This window comes from Klebsiella sp. GL120222-02, from assembly GCF_003097195.1.
GTDB classification, from domain to species: domain Bacteria; phylum Pseudomonadota; class Gammaproteobacteria; order Enterobacterales; family Enterobacteriaceae; genus Klebsiella; species Klebsiella variicola.
Map to the genome: position 1 here is coordinate 81,202 of NZ_QEQO01000009.1, position 17,806 is coordinate 99,007.

General features: G+C 55.1%; 13 protein-coding genes and 1 pseudogene. 8 read left to right on the forward strand and 6 right to left on the reverse strand.

Annotation, left to right across the window (positions count from 1 at the left end):
• Positions 1-50: 50 nt before the first annotated feature.
• Positions 51-1,994, reverse strand: coding sequence for a 2',3'-cyclic-nucleotide 2'-phosphodiesterase (gene cpdB / locus N438_RS22990; RefSeq protein ID WP_116696529.1), 1,944 nt, complete (start codon positions 1,992-1,994; stop codon positions 51-53).
• A gap of 192 nt (positions 1,995-2,186) precedes the next feature.
• On the opposite strand from cpdB, the gene cysQ reads away from it, so the two are divergent.
• Positions 2,187-2,930, forward strand: coding sequence for a 3'(2'),5'-bisphosphate nucleotidase CysQ (cysQ, locus tag N438_RS22995; protein ID WP_116696530.1), 744 nt, complete (start codon positions 2,187-2,189; stop codon positions 2,928-2,930).
• Here the strand turns inward: cysQ and N438_RS23000 are convergent.
• Complete coding sequence (locus tag N438_RS23000) at positions 2,920-3,477, reverse strand: YtfJ family protein (RefSeq protein WP_032731792.1); 558 nt, start codon at positions 3,475-3,477, stop codon at positions 2,920-2,922. The two genes, cysQ and N438_RS23000, sit on opposite strands and share 11 nt — an antisense overlap.
• Positions 3,478-3,800: 323 nt before the next feature.
• Here N438_RS23000 and N438_RS23005 point away from each other — a divergent pair, with 323 nt between their 5' ends.
• Positions 3,801-4,007, forward strand: a complete 207-nt coding sequence (locus tag N438_RS23005; RefSeq protein WP_002886707.1) for a DUF1107 domain-containing protein — start codon at positions 3,801-3,803, stop codon at positions 4,005-4,007.
• Positions 4,008-4,068: 61 nt separating this feature from the next.
• Here N438_RS23005 and N438_RS23010 read toward each other — a convergent pair.
• Together N438_RS23010 and N438_RS23015 are read right to left on the reverse strand one after the other, a co-directional pair.
• A pseudogene (locus N438_RS23010) lies at positions 4,069-4,206 on the reverse strand (helix-turn-helix domain-containing protein); the annotation flags it as partial.
• 62 nt (positions 4,207-4,268) lie between these two features.
• The gene (locus N438_RS23015; protein ID WP_008807158.1) at positions 4,269-5,606 is read right to left on the reverse strand and encodes a hemolysin family protein; all 1,338 of its coding nucleotides are present in this window, start codon (positions 5,604-5,606) and stop codon (positions 4,269-4,271) included.
• 522 nt (positions 5,607-6,128) lie between these two features.
• On the opposite strand from N438_RS23015, the gene N438_RS23020 reads away from it, so the two are divergent.
• Complete coding sequence (locus tag N438_RS23020) at positions 6,129-6,881, forward strand: oligogalacturonate-specific porin KdgM family protein (protein ID WP_032734067.1); 753 nt, start codon at positions 6,129-6,131, stop codon at positions 6,879-6,881.
• A gap of 105 nt (positions 6,882-6,986) precedes the next feature.
• On the opposite strand, the gene N438_RS23025 is transcribed toward N438_RS23020, so the two are convergent.
• Complete coding sequence (locus N438_RS23025) at positions 6,987-8,009, reverse strand: LacI family DNA-binding transcriptional regulator (RefSeq protein WP_116696531.1); 1,023 nt, start codon at positions 8,007-8,009, stop codon at positions 6,987-6,989.
• Between the two features lie 291 nt (positions 8,010-8,300).
• Between N438_RS23025 and N438_RS23030 the strand changes: the two genes are divergently transcribed.
• The 3 genes from N438_RS23030 to N438_RS23040 all read left to right on the forward strand — a co-directional run bounded on the left by N438_RS23030 (position 8,301) and on the right by N438_RS23040 (position 11,423).
• Positions 8,301-9,233: a dihydrodipicolinate synthase family protein gene (locus N438_RS23030; RefSeq protein WP_008807155.1), complete on the forward strand. Its 933-nt coding sequence runs from the start codon at positions 8,301-8,303 to the stop codon at positions 9,231-9,233.
• 129 nt (positions 9,234-9,362) lie between these two features.
• Positions 9,363-10,652 carry an Nramp family divalent metal transporter gene (locus tag N438_RS23035; RefSeq protein ID WP_012543094.1) on the forward strand — a complete coding sequence of 430 codons (1,290 nt, stop codon included), beginning with the start codon at positions 9,363-9,365 and terminating at the stop codon, positions 10,650-10,652.
• Positions 10,653-10,751: 99 nt separating this feature from the next.
• A complete protein-coding gene (locus N438_RS23040) occupies positions 10,752-11,423 on the forward strand; it encodes a hypothetical protein (protein WP_008807153.1) in 672 nt (223 codons plus the stop codon).
• Between the two features lie 30 nt (positions 11,424-11,453).
• On the opposite strand, the gene msrA is transcribed toward N438_RS23040, so the two are convergent.
• The gene (gene msrA, locus N438_RS23045; protein ID WP_008807152.1) at positions 11,454-12,089 is read right to left on the reverse strand and encodes a peptide-methionine (S)-S-oxide reductase MsrA; all 636 of its coding nucleotides are present in this window, start codon (positions 12,087-12,089) and stop codon (positions 11,454-11,456) included.
• Between the two features lie 208 nt (positions 12,090-12,297).
• On the opposite strand from msrA, the gene tamA reads away from it, so the two are divergent.
• Together tamA and tamB are read left to right on the forward strand one after the other, a co-directional pair.
• Positions 12,298-14,031: an autotransporter assembly complex protein TamA gene (gene tamA / locus N438_RS23050; RefSeq protein WP_008807151.1), complete on the forward strand. Its 1,734-nt coding sequence runs from the start codon at positions 12,298-12,300 to the stop codon at positions 14,029-14,031.
• Positions 14,028-17,804, forward strand: coding sequence for an autotransporter assembly complex protein TamB (tamB, locus tag N438_RS23055; protein WP_008807150.1), 3,777 nt, complete (start codon positions 14,028-14,030; stop codon positions 17,802-17,804). Before tamA ends, tamB begins: the two co-directional genes overlap by 4 nt.
• The last annotated feature ends 2 nt before the right edge of the window (positions 17,805-17,806 follow it).

The following is a 17,806-nucleotide window of genomic DNA, read 5'->3' on the forward strand; positions in this document are numbered from 1 at the left end:
CAGCCCCGGTTTGTAGCCCCGGTAAGCGCAGCGCCACCGGGGAACAGGCATTACTTGCTCAAATCCAGCTGATAAATGGCGAAGCCGATATCATCGGTGGCCACCTGGCGCATTGGATACTGTGCTTTCTCTTTGATAAACGCCGCGGCTTTGTCGCCTGGCGAGGTCTCAAAACGAATATCCAACGGCGTGTTGCTGTGGATCGGCGCCAGACGCCAGTTGTTATCCGCCGCCGGATGGATCGCGCCATCCTTCTTCGATTGCGCGCCTATCCACGCCGCCAGCACTGAACGGTTTTCATCCGGTGAGGCAAAGGCGATATGGCTCTCACCGGTGCCGGCGAATTTGCCGCCGTAAGCGCGATAGTTATTGGTCGCGACCAGGAAAGTGGCCTGCGGATCAACCGGTTTTCCATTGAAGGTCAGGTGCTTAATACGCTCTGCCTGCGGATGGATCATCTGGCATTCGCCGTCGTAGCGGGCCGGCTGAGTGACGTCGATCTGGTAGTTCACCCCGTCAATGACGTCGAAGTTGTAGGTGCGGAAGCCGTCCCAGTTGATCAGCGACTGCGGCTTGCTGCTGGCGGGATCGATCTGGTTAAACTGTCCGGCAGAGCATTCCAGCCACTCCTTAACCTCTTTCCCGCTGACCTTCATCACCACCAGGGTGTTGGGGTAGAGATAGAGGTCGGCGGCATTGCGGAAGGTGAGCTGGCCTTTCTCCACTTCGACAAAGCTCGCCGGATCGTTTTTACGCCCGCCGACTTTAAACGGCGCGGCGGCGGAGAGCACCGGCAGCTTCGCCAGATCCGGGTCGCCCTGAATATAGTGTTCTACGTAGGCTTTCTGCGCCATGTTGACCACCTGCACCGTCGGGTCGTCCTGCACCAGCGCCAGATAGCTGTACATGTTGTCGGCGGACTTGCCGATCGGCTTGCTGACGAATTCGCGAGTGGCGTCATGATCGGCTTTCAGCACCGACACCAGCTTGCCATCTTCGGCCGCCAGTGATTTCTTCGCCACCGCGTCATAGATTGGCCGCGCTTCCGCTTTACTCTGAGTTACCTGCCATTTACCGCTGTCGTTATTTAGCACCAGATCGACCACCCCGAGATGATCGCCCCACATTCCCGGCATCACCGCCGGTACGCCGTTTAGCGTCCCTTTGGCGATATCCGCGCCTTTGATGTTGGCGAAGTCTTTACCCGGGAACACCGCGTGGGCATGGCCGAACATAATGGCGTCCACGCCGGGCACCTGGCTTAAGTAGTAAACCGAATTCTCGGCCATCGCCTGATACGGGTCGGCGGAGAGGCCGGAGTGCGCGACCACGACCACCACATCAGCCCCTTTCGCCCGCATCTCCGGGATATATTTGCGCGCGGTTTCGGTAATGTCGTTGACCGTCACTTTACCGCTGAGATTGGCTTTATCCCAGGTCATGATCTGCGGCGGCACAAAACCGATATAGCCGATGCGCAGAGTATGGGGTTGACCATCGCTGTCCACGACCCGGGTATCCTGGATCAGGTACGGCGTAAACATCGGTTTGCCAGTTTTGGCATCGATGATATTGGCGTTCACGTAGGGGAATTTCGCCCCGGCCAGCGCCTTATGCAGGAAGTCGAGGCCATAATTGAATTCATGGTTGCCCAGGTTGCCGACGGCGTAATTCAGGGTATTCATCGCCTTATACACCGGATGCACATCGCCTTCTTTCAACCCTTTCGCGGCCATGTAGTCGCCTAACGGGCTCCCCTGGATAACATCCCCGTTATCCACCAGCACGCTGTTTTTCGCTTCTGCCCGCGCCTGTTCGATCAGGGTGGCGGTACGGACCAGGCCGAATTTCTCCGTGGCGGCATCTTTGTAATAGTCAAAGTCCATCATATTGCTGTGCAGATCGGTGGTTTCCATGATCCGCAGGTCGACCGTCGCGGCGTTGACGCTGGCGGCGATCAGCGTGGCCAGGAGCGTTGCGCTAAACTTAATCATCAGAGGCGTCCTTTTTTTATGAGCGATAGCACAGTAGAAAATGTATTTATATTCTGTTGCTTACAGAAATGTGAATCTTGCCAGAAAAGCGGGCAGAGAAACCGCCATCGTTATCACAGATAGCGGAACTCGCAGTGATGCGATATAAATAAAACAACGAGTTAACGCCACTGTAACCAGACGAGGTGGAGAATGTTAGAACAAGTATGTCAGCTTGCACGGAACGCGGGCGATGCCATCATGGAAGTCTACGATGGAAACCAGCCGATCAACGTCGCCAGCAAGAAAGATGATTCTCCGGTCACGGCGGCGGATATCGCAGCGCACAACGTCATTGTCAGCGGCCTGCAGGCGCTGGATCCTGATACCCCGGTTCTTTCCGAGGAGGACCCGCCGGCCTGGGAGGTACGTCAGCACTGGCAGCGCTACTGGCTGGTCGACCCGCTGGACGGCACCAAAGAGTTTATTAAGCGTAACGGCGAATTCACCGTCAATATCGCGCTGATCGAAAACGGCAAGCCGACGCTGGGCGTGGTTTATGCGCCGGTGATGAAGGTGATGTACAGCGCGGAAAAAGGCAAAGCGTGGAAAGAAGAGTGCGGGGTGCGCAAGCAGATCCAGGTCCGCGATGCCCGTCCGCCGCTGGTGGTGATCAGTCGCTCTCACGGTAACGATCCGGAGCTGCAGGAGTATCTTGAGCAACTGGGCGAGCATCAAACCACTTCTATCGGATCTTCGCTGAAGTTCTGCCTGGTGGCGGAAGGCCAGGCCCAGCTCTATCCGCGCTTCGGGCCGACCAGCACCTGGGACACTGCCGCCGGCCACGCGGTCGCGGTGGCCGCCGGGGCGCATGTTCACGACTGGCAGGGCAAAACCCTCGACTACACGCCGCGTGAATCCTTCCTCAACCCCGGCTTCAGGGTCTCTATTTATTAAGCAATTTATGCAGCAGGTCGATCACCTGCTGCACCTCCTGCTGGGTCAGCGCACCGTCTTTGGCCCACTGCACACGCCCGTTCTTATCCAGCACCACGATCGCGGAACTCTTCTCGTCCAGTTGCCAGGCTTTACGCACCAGCCCGTTGCTGTCGACGATAAACTGCGACCATGGAAAAAGCTTTTTATTACTCTCAATGCTGCTGCGCACGAACATGCCGGTGCCCGGAATGGCATCGTCGGTGTTAACGATGGTGGTGGTCTGGTAACGATCGTGCGGGAAACCTGCCGCTTTAATCGCCTCGATCAGGTTGGCATTTTTCTCTTTGGCTGATGAGCGACCGGCAATGTGCTGGATAACTCGCACTTTTCCCACCAGCTGCGAGCTGTTCCAGTTTTTATAGCTAAACTTATCCTTATCCAGAATAAGTTCTCCCCGATCCGCGACGCCGACCGGCGCCACACGCTGGCCGTCGACGAAGTTATGCGCTGTGGCCAGCAGCGGGAGAAGCAGTAACGAGGCGGCCAGTATGCTACGTAGGGTCATGCGTAATCCTTAATCATTTTTATGCAGGTGATCCGACCACTTGGTCTCGTTTAATCATAAGTGCGATTGGCGGCGATTACCCGCAATGAGGATGCCAGTTTGCGTGTTGACGCACAAATTAGTAGAAAAACGGCGACTTATACTTACTTCATCGTATGTCCGAAACGAAAATTCTGAATTATTGTCATCAAACGGTAAATAAACTTATACACACTGGGTCCCTCTGAGATTCTGGACTATAGTTTTAGGGCATTAAAATTTGCGCTCCCGATACGTGGGCTAACTGTGGCACCACAGGAGCGTAACCCTGGCAGGAGAGAAGAATGAAAATTTTCCAACGCTACAATCCGCTGCAAGTGGCGAAGTACGTGAAGATCCTGTTTCGTGGACGGTTGTACATCAAGGACGTTGGCGCATTTGAATTTGATAAGGGCAAAATCCTTATCCCGAAGGTCAAGGACAAGCTGCATCTGTCAGTGATGTCCGAAGTCAATCGTCAGGTGTTGCGTCTGCAAACTGAGATGGCATAACCTGAAACGTAGCAGTACGTAGTAGGTAAAAGACGGCTCCCGATGGGAGCCGTTGATGTTTTTAGCCCTTCATTTCCGCATAGCGTTTGCGATATTCGCCCGGTGGGATGCCGTTATGTTTACGAAAAAGGCGGGTGAAATAGACCGGATCGCTGTAACCCACCGATAAAGCAATTTTGTTTAGTGGGTGCGAGGACGTCACATTTGGGCAATAAAAAGGGCGGATGGTTATCCGCCCTGAAAATAGAGGAAGGGTTACGCTCAGGCGTTCTGGCTTTCCGCCGCTTCGGCCTGCTTGGGCACCAGCACCGTTGGCTTGTTATCGATACGGGTCACCAGCAGCTGGTCGATCCGGTAGTTATCGATATCCACGACCTCGAACTTATACCCGGAGAACTTCACCGCGTCGGTGCGTTTCGGGATTTTACGCAGCATAAACATCATAAAGCCGCCGATGGTCTCGTAATTCCCGGACTGCGGGAACTCGTCGATATCCAGCACACGCATCACGTCATCAATCGGCGTACCGCCATCGATCAGCCACGAGTTTTCATCGCGGGCGACAATCTGCTCTTCCAGCCCCTGGCCGACGAGGTCGCCCATCAGGGTGGTCATCACATCGTTGAGGGTGATGATCCCGACCACCAGCGCGTATTCATTCATAATCACCGCGAAATCTTCGCCGGCGGTTTTGAAGCTTTCCAGCGCTTCTGACAGCGTCAGGGTATCCGGCACGATCAGCGTGTTGCGGATCTGCACGCCGCCGGTCAGCACCAGGCTCTGGTTGGCCAGTACGCGGTTCAGCAGATCTTTTGAATCGACGTAACCGATAATGTGGTCGATATCTTCATTACAGACGAGGAATTTCGAGTGTGGATGTTCGGCCACTTTATTCTTCAGGCTCTGCTCGTCTTCGTGTAAATCAAACCAAATGACGTTTTCGCGCGAGGTCATGGAGGAAGGAACGGTACGGGACTCCAGCTCGAACACGTTCTCAATCAGCTCGTGCTCCTGCTTGCGCAGCACCCCGGCCAGCGCGCCGGCTTCAACGACGGCATAGATATCGTCGGAAGTAATATCGTCTTTACGCACCATCGGCAGTTTGAAGATGCGGAAGATCATGTTGGCCATGCCGTTAAACAACCACACCAGTGGGCGGAAGACTAACAGGCAGAAGCGCATCGGGTTGATGATGCGCAGAGCCACGGTTTCGGGCGCAATCATACCGATGCGTTTCGGAGTCAGGTCAGCAAACAGGATGAACAAGCTGGTGACCAGGGTAAAAGAGATGATGAAGCTCAGCTGCTCGGACAGCTCCGGTGACATATACCCGCTGAGCAGGCTATGAAATGCCGGGGAGAAGGCCGCGTCGCCCACGATACCGCCAAGAATGGCGACGGCATTGAGACCGATTTGCACGACGGTAAAGAAGGTGCCCGGGTTCTCCTGCATCTTCAGCACGCGCTGTGCGTTGACGTTGCCTTCATCGGCCAGCAGTTTCAGTTTGATTTTACGTGAGGCGGCCAGTGAGATTTCCGATATCGAAAAAAAGGCACTGACGGCTATCAGACAGAGTATTACTAAAATACTGTTTAACATATCTTTTCTGACCGTTGAGGTCAGATCCTCGGAAGGGAAGTTGATCGAACTATAAGGAAGCTACTTGAACACCCGCCCACAGGCGCGGGCTGGCAATTTCAGAAGGTAGTATAGCGTAACAGTCAGCAAAATCGCCAGAGCATTGATTAATCATTGTTAATTACGCGGTTATCTCTCCGCCACGCGTCAGCGTAAACGCGTACTTATGATGACAGGTGCGTCGCAGGATAATTCCCGCAACAAGAGCGACTCATCTGCAGGTGAAAGGGAAGTCGATGATCCGCTAATAAAGGGAGCGGAGTCGATCACAGAAATTCATCTGCCATGATAATAGCGGATGAAAATTTGTGATGAGAATAGCATCGGTATTTTTACCGTCTTGACCATTCGTATTTAGTAATAGAAATATATCTGTAATTGAAAACGATACCGCAAACGATTTCACATTGGTTTATATAATATATAGATACGGTCATATTCTTTTCCGTTTCATTTCAAGATGATTAATTTTAGGGATAAAATATGCATACAAAAACCGCTTTTATTATGTGTTGCGTTCTTGGCATTCCTGCAGCCGGTCACGCGCTGACCTTTGATGTCAGGGGAGGATATCGGGCGGGAAGCCACTCTTACGAGTCCCGCTATAAGGTCAGTCAGGGATGGGAAACAGGCTGGTGGGCGAGTATGGAGATGGATAACAAAAACAACAAAAATAACCATCAGGGCAACCAGGGTACTGACAGAGCTGATGGTTCCCACTCCTTTGGCGACAGCACGGTCGATTATAATGAAATAGAGGTTAACTATAGCTGGCCATTCGCTGAAAAATGGGCCTTGCAGCCTGGCGGCATCTATCACTGGAGCAGCAAAGGCACTCAGCTACGGCCTTATCTGCGCGTTAATTATAAAGCCACGCCCGACCTTACCTTTGGGCTGCGTTATCGCTATGACTACAACACTTATGAAACGGTCAATAGTGCCGGTGAGTCGCATCGGGATAGCGTCAATCGTCTTGATTTATATGTTGCCTATAAATTTAATGCGAAATGGAGCGCCTTATATCAAGGCACGGTCTATCGCCACGTCAATGACGACTATAAGTATAAAAATGATAAGCCTTCGGCGACAGAAAATGCGCTCACGCTACGCTATAAATGGAATGACTGGTTTAGTCCCTATATCGAATATGATTATCTCGGGAAACAGGGCTACCATGACGGCCAAAATAAAATCTCAGAATCACGGTATCGTATTGGCATGACGTTTACGCTATAACCCTCCCCCCGACGAGCAAGAAACAATATCGGCTAACATTAGCTGGCATAATATTAAATACTGCCCCGGCCCTGTCACGTCCTTTGGGCCGGGAACCTTCGCCGCTTAGCGATAAGGCCGCGTGGAAGCGCGCGGGATCAGCGTCGGCAGAGAATAGCGCTGAGGATTTTCCACATGGTTGCTTAACAGTAACTCGACAGCATGGCTGGCAAGCTGATCAAGCGGCGTTTTTACCGAGGTTAAGGGGATCGGCAGACGGCTGACCAAAGGAATGTCGTTATAACCCACCAGAGAAACGTCTCGGCCTATCTCCAGTCCGAGTCGATGTGCCGCCGCCATCACGCCGATCGCCAGGTCATCATTGACGGCGAAAATGGCGCTGGGGCGCGCAGGTCTATTCAGTATTTCATAACCGGCGTTTTCACCGGCCACAATGGTAAAATCGGAATCTCGCCACCACTGGGGATTCACCTCGGCCTGCGCTTCCTGCATGGCACGCAGGAAACCCTTTTGCCGGTTTAAGGTGCTTGATGAAAAATTCGGCCCGGCAATGATGCCGATTTCCCGGTGCCCTAAATCCAGTAAATGGCGGGTCGCCAGATAACCTCCCAGTTCGTCATCACCAATGGCCGATGGGCTTATACCGTCGGTACGTAGCGCCAGAACATGGTTGATCTGTTTTTCCCGTAGCTGCTGGGGCAGGCGATCGCCCAGGCGGCAGGTGGAAAGGATCAGGCCGTCCACCCGGCGGTCTAACAGAGATTGCGTGGCGCGCTCTTCCGTTTCTGGATCGTTGCCACAGGTGGCCACTACCGTGAAATACCCATGGCGCGCAGCGGCCTGAGAGACGGCTTCATAGAACATCGCCGTCACGGTATCAGTCAATCTGGGCACCAGAACGCCTATCGTGCCGGTATCGCCCCGGCGCAGACTTGACGCCACGTAGTCACGTCGATAACCCAGCTGCTTCGCCGCTTCGCGTATTTTTTCAGCGGAAGGGCTGCGGGACGGGGGGAGACGTTCATCCAGCACGCGTGAAACAGTTGAAACACTCACGCCTGCAGCGCGTGCCACATCCTGCATCGTGATCGTTCTTCCATTTTGCTCTGAAGATGACTGATTTCCCATGACCGATTCCCTGTTTAAATTCAGCTGAGATTGTATTCGTAGTTATTTCGCCCACGCAACTGAATTGGCGTGAGCGGTAACAGGCAATAATGTGGGAAATAGATCACGTAATGCAGATTGATAAACATTTAAGCCGCTCTTTTTTGTGATTCGAATTGCATTTATTCGCAGAGTACCCTTGATCTTGCGGAGTAAAGGGAAGACATTTCAATTCACTTGCAATCGTTCCTGCAATCGATTTCAAGAAGGGGATTTTATCATCTTTATTGTTGAAATGTGTAAGGAGTTAACATGAAAGCACTTGATTTGCGTGGTATTGTTCCAGCCCCCGTTACCCCTTTTACCCGCGATGGACGCATCGATCATCAAGCGATCAAACGCTTAGGTTCCTGGCTTGGCAGCGTGAAAGGCGTGAAAGGTCTGGTGGTGCTGGGACATGCCGGGGAAGGTACCTTCCTGACTCAGCAGGAGCAGGCCGATGTTATCCGTAGTTTTGTGGACTCGACCGAAGGCCGCGTGCCGGTTATCGCCGGTATTACCGGCGAAGGGACGGAAGTGGCGGCGCTGGAAGCACAGCGTGCCGTCGACGCTGGCGCCTCTGCTGGCCTGCTGTATCCCTCCCATGGCTGGCTGCGTTTTGGCTACCAAAAAGGGGCGCCGCAGGATCGTTATCGCGTGGTATACGAAGAGAGCGGCCTGCCGCTTATTCTGTTTCAGTATCCGGATGTCACGAAAGCCACCTATAACCTCGAAACGATGCTGGATATCTCCGCGCAACCGGGAGTCTTTGCGATGAAAAATGGCGTGCGGAATATGCGCCGCTGGGATACGGAAATTCCGGTGATTCGCCGCGAACGCCCTGATTTACAGATCCTCAGCTGTCATGATGAATATTTGCTGCATACCGCTTTTGATATTGATGGTTTCCTGGTGGGGTATGGCAATATTGCGCCGGAACTCCTGTTAGAGCTGCTGGAGGCCGGAAAAGCGCAGGATTATGTGAAGGCCAAAGCGGTTCACGATCGTCTGCTGCCGGTTACCAAGGCCGTTTATCACCGTGGCTCGCATATGGAAGGCACGGTCGCGCTGAAACATGCTCTGGTTGAACGTGGCATCCTGGAACACGCGACCGTTCGTTCACCGTTGTTACCGCTGGAACCCGGCGCGGAAGAAGAGATCAAAGCGGCTATCCGTGAAGCAGGTATTAAAAAAGCGGTTATTTAATTCATTATTTGTATGTTAAACCCGTATTCTTCATGAATACGGGTTGGTTTTACCAGGGACTATCCGATTTTATTCAATATATAAGGTTGGCCATATAATATTCTGTAAAGATAATATAATGAGGCTGTCATGAATAATTTAGAAAAAACATCTTCCACTGTACCCGCACAAATAGAAAAACTTCCCTTCTCTCAATTAATTCGCCGTATTGGTCCGGGTATTGTTCTTACCGGGGTCGTTGTCGGTCCCGGCGCTATCACCACCGCGTCGATGTTAGGGGCGGACTATGGCTACTCTTTGTTATGGCTGCTGATCCCCATTGCCTTTATGGGGATCACGTTTATGTTGACGACCTATCGTATCTCGATGCTCACCGGAATGCCGTCAATCGAGGCGATACGTCACTATTACGGTAAAGTCGCCTCGGGGTTTGTGGGGGTGGCTACTTTTTTAGCCTGTCTTTTTTTTACCATGGGGAATATCTCGGGTACCGGGGCCGGCATGAACCTGGTTTTCGGCATTGACTGGAAACTCGGTGCGTTAATTATGATTGCGGTGATGATCTATTGCTATTTCTCTAAAGGCGTTTATTCCAAAGTCGAAAAAGGGATCACTATTTGTATTGTGGCAATGATTATCGCTTTTTATATTACCCTGGTAGGGACGGGGGGACCAGACTGGAAAGCCAGTGGCGAAGGGTTAACGCATTGGATGTTTCCTGCGGGGAGTTTAGTCACCGCCCTGGGCTTTATCAGTACCAATGCCTCCCTGACGACCGGGATCTACGGCACTTACCTTGGCAAAGAGAAAAAATGGAAAAAAGATGACCTCTTTAATGGCGTGATGGTGGCGGATACCGTCGCCCATATTATCGGTGTGCTGCTGATCAGCGGGGCGATTATTCTGGTGGGGGCCATCGTCCTTTTTCCGCAAGGGATATCAATCAATACGCCGACGCAGCTGGCCGATTTGTTAACGCCCAGTATGGGACGGGCGGCAAAATACATTATGGGTGTCGCCCTATTGGGGGCGGGTTTCTCATCTCTACTGGGGAATACTCAGCGTGGGGTTGTGCTGCTCAATTCCGGCTTCAATAAATCTACCGCGCTGGAGAGTAAAGCGGTCCAGTGGGGATCCATGGTGGTGCTGGTGGTGGCGGGGTTAATCTGCTTTAGCTTTGGCGGTTCGCCGGTGCAGTTAATTTACTTAGCGAATGTGGCAACGGCGGTATCCACGCCGGTCGCCGGCTTGTTTATTTGCCTGCTGCTGTGGCGAAAGGATATTAATAAAGGATACAAGGCGCCACGGTTATTACAAATATGCATGGCGATCAGCTATCTCTTTTGTTTGTTGCTCACTCTCGTTGCGCTGATAAATACCTTACCTAAGTTTATGTCCTCTCTTTCAACCCTGTTTTGAGGTGGGGTATGACTGATGCTGCGCGATTAAGCGAAGGCTGGAATCAGATGCGTCCCAGCATGGGCGTTGTGCAAGTACGTATAACAGAGGGAAAATAAAATGGAAGAGACTGTTTTACTGGATGTGCAGAGAATACAGACCTCCGAACAGAGCAGCATTATTCTTCACTCTGTCCGGGCGGTGGATTTAGTGAATCACCTGGTACCTGAGTTACACCTCCTCGATAGCCACAGCGAGCCATACAACGTCCAAAAAACAGTGGTTAACTGCCTTTATGCCGGACAGCAGCTTGCCAGAGAACGGCGGGTTGTTTTGCCATTATTGCCAGAGTCGCTCTATTTGCTGGGTGGGATGGTGATTGCTGCCGGGAAGACCATCGAGAAAAAAGAGGTTATTACCCATAATCGTCTGTGCGAAGAGGCCGGGAGGCTGCTGAAAGACGAGGCGGTATGGGAGAGTATCGACATTATAAGAAGTGTTGCTCTGCCTGTTTACCGCCGGCTGGTGAAAGAGCAGCGCACCCACGTCGCCTCTTTATTACAGGCTCTGCTGCATATCCTTGCCTGGCGTAGCGAGAGTGGCTGGGCGCGGGACCAGGCGCAAAGAATACTATGGGCCGGGGGCGTGTTCGGAACGGCAGGCATCGATTCGCTAATCGCTTTCGATCGGGCATTGGCAGAGAAAGAGATGACGTTTCCGTCATTGCGTGAATGGTTAACCGTGACGGCATTTCTGGCCCACTTCCCTGCGGGCCCGGTCTTTTCTGATTAACCACCACTCCCCGATAGCGCAATCGGGTTGTTACTGAGGCGGCAGGCACACGCCGATGCCGCCGATGCCGCAATAGCCGTGCGGGTTTTTATACAGATACTGCTGATGATCGTCTTCGGCATAGTAGAAGGGTTTGGCGGTAGCGATCTCGGTAGTGATGTGACGAGTATCGTGCGCGTCGTTCATCGCCGCCTGGAAGCGGGCGAGGCTGGCCTTTGCCGCTGCCGTTTGTTCCGGCGTCAGCGGGTAAATCGCCGAACGGTACTGGGTACCGTGGTCGTTGCCCTGTCGCATGCCCTGCGCCGGATCGTGATTTTCCCAGAACACCTGTAATAACTGCTCATAGCTAATGACCTGCGGATCGTAAACCACGCGCACTGCTTCCGCGTGACCGGTCTGACCGCTGCACACTTCGCGATAGGTCGGATTTGGCGTATAGCCGCCGGTATAGCCTGCGGCGGTGCTGTAAACCCCCGGCAATTGCCAGAACAGGCGCTCCACTCCCCAGAAGCAGCCCATGGCGAACAGCGCCACTTCCATCCCCGCCGGGACGTTGGTCATCGAGTGGCCGTTAACTGCGTGGAGCGTCGCCACTGGCATGGGGGTATTGCGTCCAGGCAGCGCATCCGCCTGGGCGACAAGATGCGTTTTATCAAATAGACTCACGGTTGGCCTCTCAATACAGAAATCGTCGTTAAGGTTGTAACGAAGCGTGTCTTTTAACACAATAAACACGCGTAATACGTCTAGATTAATACATAAGAATTATTTGGGTTATTGCCACTTTTTCAACCCTGGTTGTTAGGGTTTTGTTAAGCCGTGGAGCGGCGCCAGTGTTTCCTGTAGGGGGAAACAGGGAGATTCAGGAGAAAATGTGCTAAAAATCCGCCAGTTATGTATCACCAGCCTTTTGCTGGTCAGCGGGGTCGCCAGCGCAGCGAATGTGCGTTTGCAGGTTGAGGGATTATCCGGGGAGCTGGAGAGAAACGTTCGCGCCCAGCTTTCCACCATCCAGAGTGATGAGGTCACGCCGGATCGTCGCTTTCGCGCGCGCGTCGATGACGCCATTCGCGAAGGTCTGAAAGCGCTGGGTTATTACGAGCCGACGATTGAATTTGATTTACGTCCGCCGCCGAAAAGGGGGCGTCAGGTGCTGATCGCCAAAGTGACCCCGGGTGAACCGGTGCGCATTGGTGGAACCGAGGTCATTCTGCGCGGCGGCGCCCGTACCGATAGCGACTATCTGGCGCTGCTAAAAACGCGTCCGGCCATCGGGACGGTGCTGAACCATGGCGATTATGACGGTTTCAAGAGCTCGTTGACCCGCGTCGCCCTGCGCAAAGGCTACTTTGACAGCGAGTTCAACAAAAGCCAGCTCGGGGTCTCCCTTGACCGCCACCAGGCGTTCTGGGATATCGATTACGACAGCGGCGAGCGCTATCGCTTTGGTCACGTCACCTTCTCCGGATCGCAAATTCGCGATGAATACCTGCAAAACCTCGTGCCGTTTAAAGAGGGCGACTACTACACCTCGCAGGATCTGGCCGAGCTAAACCGCCGCCTGGCGGCGACCGGCTGGTTCAGTTCAGTCGTGGTGGCGCCTGATTTCGCTAAGTCACGGAAAACCAAGGTGCTGCCTCTGCAGGGCGTTGTTTCGCCACGCAAAGAGAACACCGTGGAAACCGGGGTTGGTTTTTCAACCGATGTCGGGCCGCGCGTGAAAGCCACGTGGAAAAAACCGTGGATGAACTCGTATGGCCACAGCCTGACCTCCAGCGTCAGCCTCTCCGCTCCGGAGCAGCAGTTCGACTTTACCTATAAAGTCCCGCTGTTGAAGAGCCCGCTCGAGCAGTACTATCTGATGCAGGGCGGCTTTAAGCGCACCGATCTTAATGACACCCAGGCCGACTCCACCACGCTTGGTGTATCGCGTTTCTGGGAGATGTCGAGCGGCTGGCAGCGGGCGATCAACCTGCGCTGGAGCCTGGACCACTTTACCCAGGCGAACGTCACCAACACCACCATGCTGATTTACCCTGGGGTCTCGGTGAACCGCACTCGCTCTCGCGGCGGTCTGATGCCCACCTGGGGCGATTCACAGCGCTACTCCGTGGACTACTCCAACACCATGTGGGGCTCGGACATCAACTTCATCGTGATGCAGGCCCAGGACGTCTGGATCCGTACCCTCTATGACCGCCACCGCTTTGTGGTGCGCGGCAACCTTGGCTGGATCGAAGCGGATAACTTTGACAAGGTGCCGCCGGATCTGCGCTTTTTCGCCGGGGGCGACCGCAGTATTCGCGGCTATAAATACAAATCTATCTCGCCGAAGGACGATGACGGCAAGCTGATCGGGGCCTCGAAGCTGGCGACCGGCTCGCTGGAGTATCAGTACAACGTCAGTGGTAAATGGTGGGGCGCCGTGTTTGTCGATAGCGGCGAAGCGGTCAGCGATATTCGCGAGAGCGATTTCAAAACCGGCGCCGGGGTGGGCGTGCGCTGGCAGTCGCCGGTGGGGCCGATCAAGCTGGATATCGCCCGGCCGATCGGCGACAAAGAAGAGCATGGTTTACAGTTTTACATCGGTCTGGGGCCTGAATTATGAGTTTATGGAAGAAAATAAGCCTCGGCGTCTTAATCGTGTTGGTGCTCCTGCTGGGCACCGTCGGGTTCCTGGTGGGGACGACCACCGGCTTGCATCTGGTGTTCAAAGCGGCGGATCGCTGGGTACCGGGGCTGGATATCGGCAAAGTCACCGGTGGCTGGCGTGATTTAACCCTCGATAATGTCCGCTACGAGCAGCCCGGGGTGGCGGTCACCGCCGGTCAGTTTCACCTCAGCGTTAGGTTGCGCTGCCTGTGGGACAGCAGCCTGTGCGTAAACGACATCGCGCTGCGCGATATTTACGTTGCCGTCGATACGAAGAAGATGCCGCCCGCCGCGCCGGTCGAGGAAGAAGACAGCGGGCCGCTGAATCTCTCCACCCCTTATCCGATCACCCTCAGCCGCGTCGCACTGCATAACGTCAACGTCAAAATCGACGATACCGCAGTGTCCGTGCGCGATTTTTCCACCGGCCTGAACTGGCAGGAGAAAAACCTGACCCTGACGCCGACCTCGCTGCAGGGGCTGCTGATCGCCCTGCCGAAAGTGGCGAAAGTGGCGCAGGAGCAGGTGGTCGAGCCGAAAATCGACAACCCGAAGCCGCAGGAAAAACCGCTCGGCGAGACGATGACCGACCTCTTCTCGCAGCCGGTGCTGCCGGCAATGACCGATGTCCATCTGCCGCTGAACCTCAATATTCAGGCGTTCCGCGGGGAACAACTACGCCTGACCGGCGATACCGACATCACCGTGTATAACCTGCTGCTGAAAGTCAGCAGTATCGACGGTCAGATGAAGCTCGACGCCCTCGATATCGACTCCGATCAGGGCAAGGTCAGCGCCTCGGGCCACGCGCAATTGCAGGATAACTGGCCGGTGGACATTACCCTCGCCGGAACGCTGAACGTTGACCCGATGAAAGGGGAGAAGGTGCAGCTGAAGGTGGGCGGCGAAGTGCGTAAAACGCTTAAGGTCGGGGTGGACTTAAGCGGGCCGGTCGCGGCCACGCTGCGCGCGGATGCGCAGCTGGCGGAGGCCGGGCTGCCGCTCAATATGGAGCTGAAGAGTAAGCAGCTCGCCTGGCCATTCAGCGGCGAGAAGCAGTTCCAGGCCGACGACGTCCAGCTGAAGTTTAGCGGCAAAATGACCGACTACGCGCTGGCCTTCTCCACGGCGGTGAAAGGTCAGTCGCTGCCGCCGGCGAAAATCACCCTCAACGCCAAAGGCAATGAGCGGCAGATTAATCTCGACAAGCTGACGGTCAACGCCCTGGAAGGGAAAACCGAGCTGAAGGCGCTGCTCGACTGGCAGCAGGCGATCAGCTGGCGCGGCGAGCTGACCCTCGATGGGATCAACACCGCCAAAGAGGTGCCGGACTGGCCGTCGAAGCTCAACGGCATGATCAAGACCCAGGGCAGCCTGTACGGCGGCAGCTGGCAGATGTCGGTGCCGGAGCTGAAAATTACCGGCAACGTGAAGCAGAACAAAGTGGATGTTTCGGGCTCGCTGCAGGGTAACAGCTATCTGCAGTGGAAAATCCCGGGCCTGCACCTGGCGTTAGGCCCAAACAGCGCCGATATCAAAGGTGAGCTTGGGGTGAAGGATCTTAACCTCGACGCCACTATCGATGCCCCGCATCTGGATAATGCATTGCCGGGGCTTGGCGGAACGGCGAAGGGGCTGGTGAAAGTGCGCGGCACTGTCGATGCGCCGCAGCTTCTGGCCGACATCACCGCCCGGGCGCTGCGCTGGCAGGAACTGACGATCGCCCAGGTCAACGTCAAAGGGGACGTGAAATCCACCGATCAGATTGGCGGTAATCTGGATGTGCGGGTCGATCGCATTAGCCAGCCGGGGGTCAATATCAGTTTGGTGCAGCTCAATGCCAAAGGTACTGAGAAGCAGCATGAGCTGCGGCTGCGCGTGCAGGGCGATCCGGTTTCCGGCCAGCTGACGCTGGCAGGCAGCTTCGATCGTCAGGCCGAACGCTGGAGAGGCTCGCTGAGCGATACCCGCTTCCAGACGCCGGTAGGGCCGGTAGCGCTGACGCGCAGCATTGCGCTGGACTACCGCAACCAGGAGCAGAAAATCAGCATTGGGCCACACTGCTGGACCAACCCGAACGCCGAGCTTTGCGTCCCGCAGACCATCGACGCGGGCGCCAGCGGGCGGGCGCGAGTGAACCTCAACCGCTTCGATCTGGCGATGCTTAAGCCGTTTATGCCGGAGGCGACCCAGGCCAGCGGCGTGTTTACCGGTAATGCCGATGTGAGCTGGGACACCACCAAAGAGGGGCTGCCGCAGGGCAAAGTGACCCTCAGCGGGCGCAACGTCAAGGTGACCCAGGTGGTCAACGACGCGCCGCTGCCGGTGGCATTCGATACGCTGAACCTCAGCGCCGACCTGCATAACAATCGCGCCGAGCTGGGCTGGCTTATCCGCCTGACCAACAATGGTCAACTGGATGGGCAGGTGCAGGTCACCGACCCGCAGGGGCGGCGTAATCTCGGCGGCAACGTCAATATCAGCAACTTCTCGCTGGCGATGATCAACCCGATTTTCGCTCGCGGCGAAAAAGCCGAGGGGAGGCTCAACGCCCGTCTGCGTCTGGGCGGCAACGTAAAAAGCCCGCAGCTGTTCGGCCAGATGCAGCTGAGCGGGGTGGATATCGATGGCAACTTCATGCCGTTTGATATGCAGCCGAGCCAGCTGGCGATGAACTTCAACGGCACGCGCTCCACCCTGCAGGGGACGGTGAACACCCGCCAGGGGCAAATCGCTCTCAGCGGTAACGCCGACTGGACGCAGATCGATAACTGGCGGGCGCAGATTGCGGCGAAGGGCAGCCGGGTGCGGATCACCGTGCCGCCGATGGTGCGTCTCGATGTGTCGCCGGACGTGGTGTTTACCGCCACGCCGAGCCTGTTCAGCCTTGATGGCAAGGTGGATGTGCCCTGGGCGCGGATCGTGGTCAACGAGGTGCCAGAGAGCGCGGTTGGCGTCTCCTCTGATGAAGTGATGCTGGATAAAAACCTCAAGCCGATTAATCAGCAGAGCGCCGGTATCCCGATCAACAGCAACCTGACGATTCACGTCGGCAACAACGTGCGTCTGGAAGCCTTTGGTCTGAAAGCGCGTCTGACCGGTGATTTGAAAGTGGCGCAGGACAAGCAAGGCTTGGGCCTCAACGGGCAGATCAATATTCCGGACGGCCGCTTCCACGCCTATGGTCAGGATCTGATTGTTCGCAAAGGGGAGCTGCTGTTCTCCGGTCCGCCGGATCAGCCGCTGCTGAATATCGAAGCGATTCGTAACCCGGATGCTACCGAAGACGATGTGATCGCCGGCGTTCGCGTCACCGGCTCCGCCGATCAGCCGAAAGCGGAGATCTTCTCTGACCCGGTGATGTCCCAGCAGGAAGCGCTATCTTATCTGCTGCGCGGCCAGGGTTTGAGCAGCGGACAGAGCGATAGCGCCGCGATGACCTCAATGCTTATTGGAATGGGGGTTGCACAAAGTGGTCAGGTTGTGGGTAAAATCGGCGAGACGTTTGGCGTAAGCAATTTGGCGTTGGACACCGAAGGGGTAGGCGACTCTTCCCAGGTGGTGGTCAGCGGCTATGTACTGCCGGGTCTGCAGGTAAAATATGGGGTCGGTATTTTCGACTCCCTGGCGACGCTGACTTTACGTTATCGCCTGATGCCTAGGCTATATGTGGAAGCGGTGTCTGGCATTGACCAGGCGCTCGATTTGCTCTATCAGTTTGAGTTTTAGCA

Coding starts and splice junctions, on each gene's coding strand:
- N438_RS23040 (WP_008807153.1), top strand. CDS start 10,752: ATGGAAGAGACTGTTTTACTGGATGTGCAGAGAATACAGACCTCCGAA.
- cpdB (WP_116696529.1), bottom strand. CDS start 1,994: ATGATTAAGTTTAGCGCAACGCTCCTGGCCACGCTGATCGCCGCCAGC.
- N438_RS23005 (WP_002886707.1), top strand. CDS start 3,801: ATGAAAATTTTCCAACGCTACAATCCGCTGCAAGTGGCGAAGTACGTG.
- tamB (WP_008807150.1), top strand. CDS start 14,028: ATGAGTTTATGGAAGAAAATAAGCCTCGGCGTCTTAATCGTGTTGGTG.
- N438_RS23035 (WP_012543094.1), top strand. CDS start 9,363: ATGAATAATTTAGAAAAAACATCTTCCACTGTACCCGCACAAATAGAA.
- N438_RS23030 (WP_008807155.1), top strand. CDS start 8,301: ATGAAAGCACTTGATTTGCGTGGTATTGTTCCAGCCCCCGTTACCCCT.
- N438_RS23015 (WP_008807158.1), bottom strand. CDS start 5,606: ATGTTAAACAGTATTTTAGTAATACTCTGTCTGATAGCCGTCAGTGCC.
- N438_RS23020 (WP_032734067.1), top strand. CDS start 6,129: ATGCATACAAAAACCGCTTTTATTATGTGTTGCGTTCTTGGCATTCCT.
- cysQ (WP_116696530.1), top strand. CDS start 2,187: ATGTTAGAACAAGTATGTCAGCTTGCACGGAACGCGGGCGATGCCATC.
- N438_RS23025 (WP_116696531.1), bottom strand. CDS start 8,009: ATGGGAAATCAGTCATCTTCAGAGCAAAATGGAAGAACGATCACGATG.
- N438_RS23000 (WP_032731792.1), bottom strand. CDS start 3,477: ATGACCCTACGTAGCATACTGGCCGCCTCGTTACTGCTTCTCCCGCTG.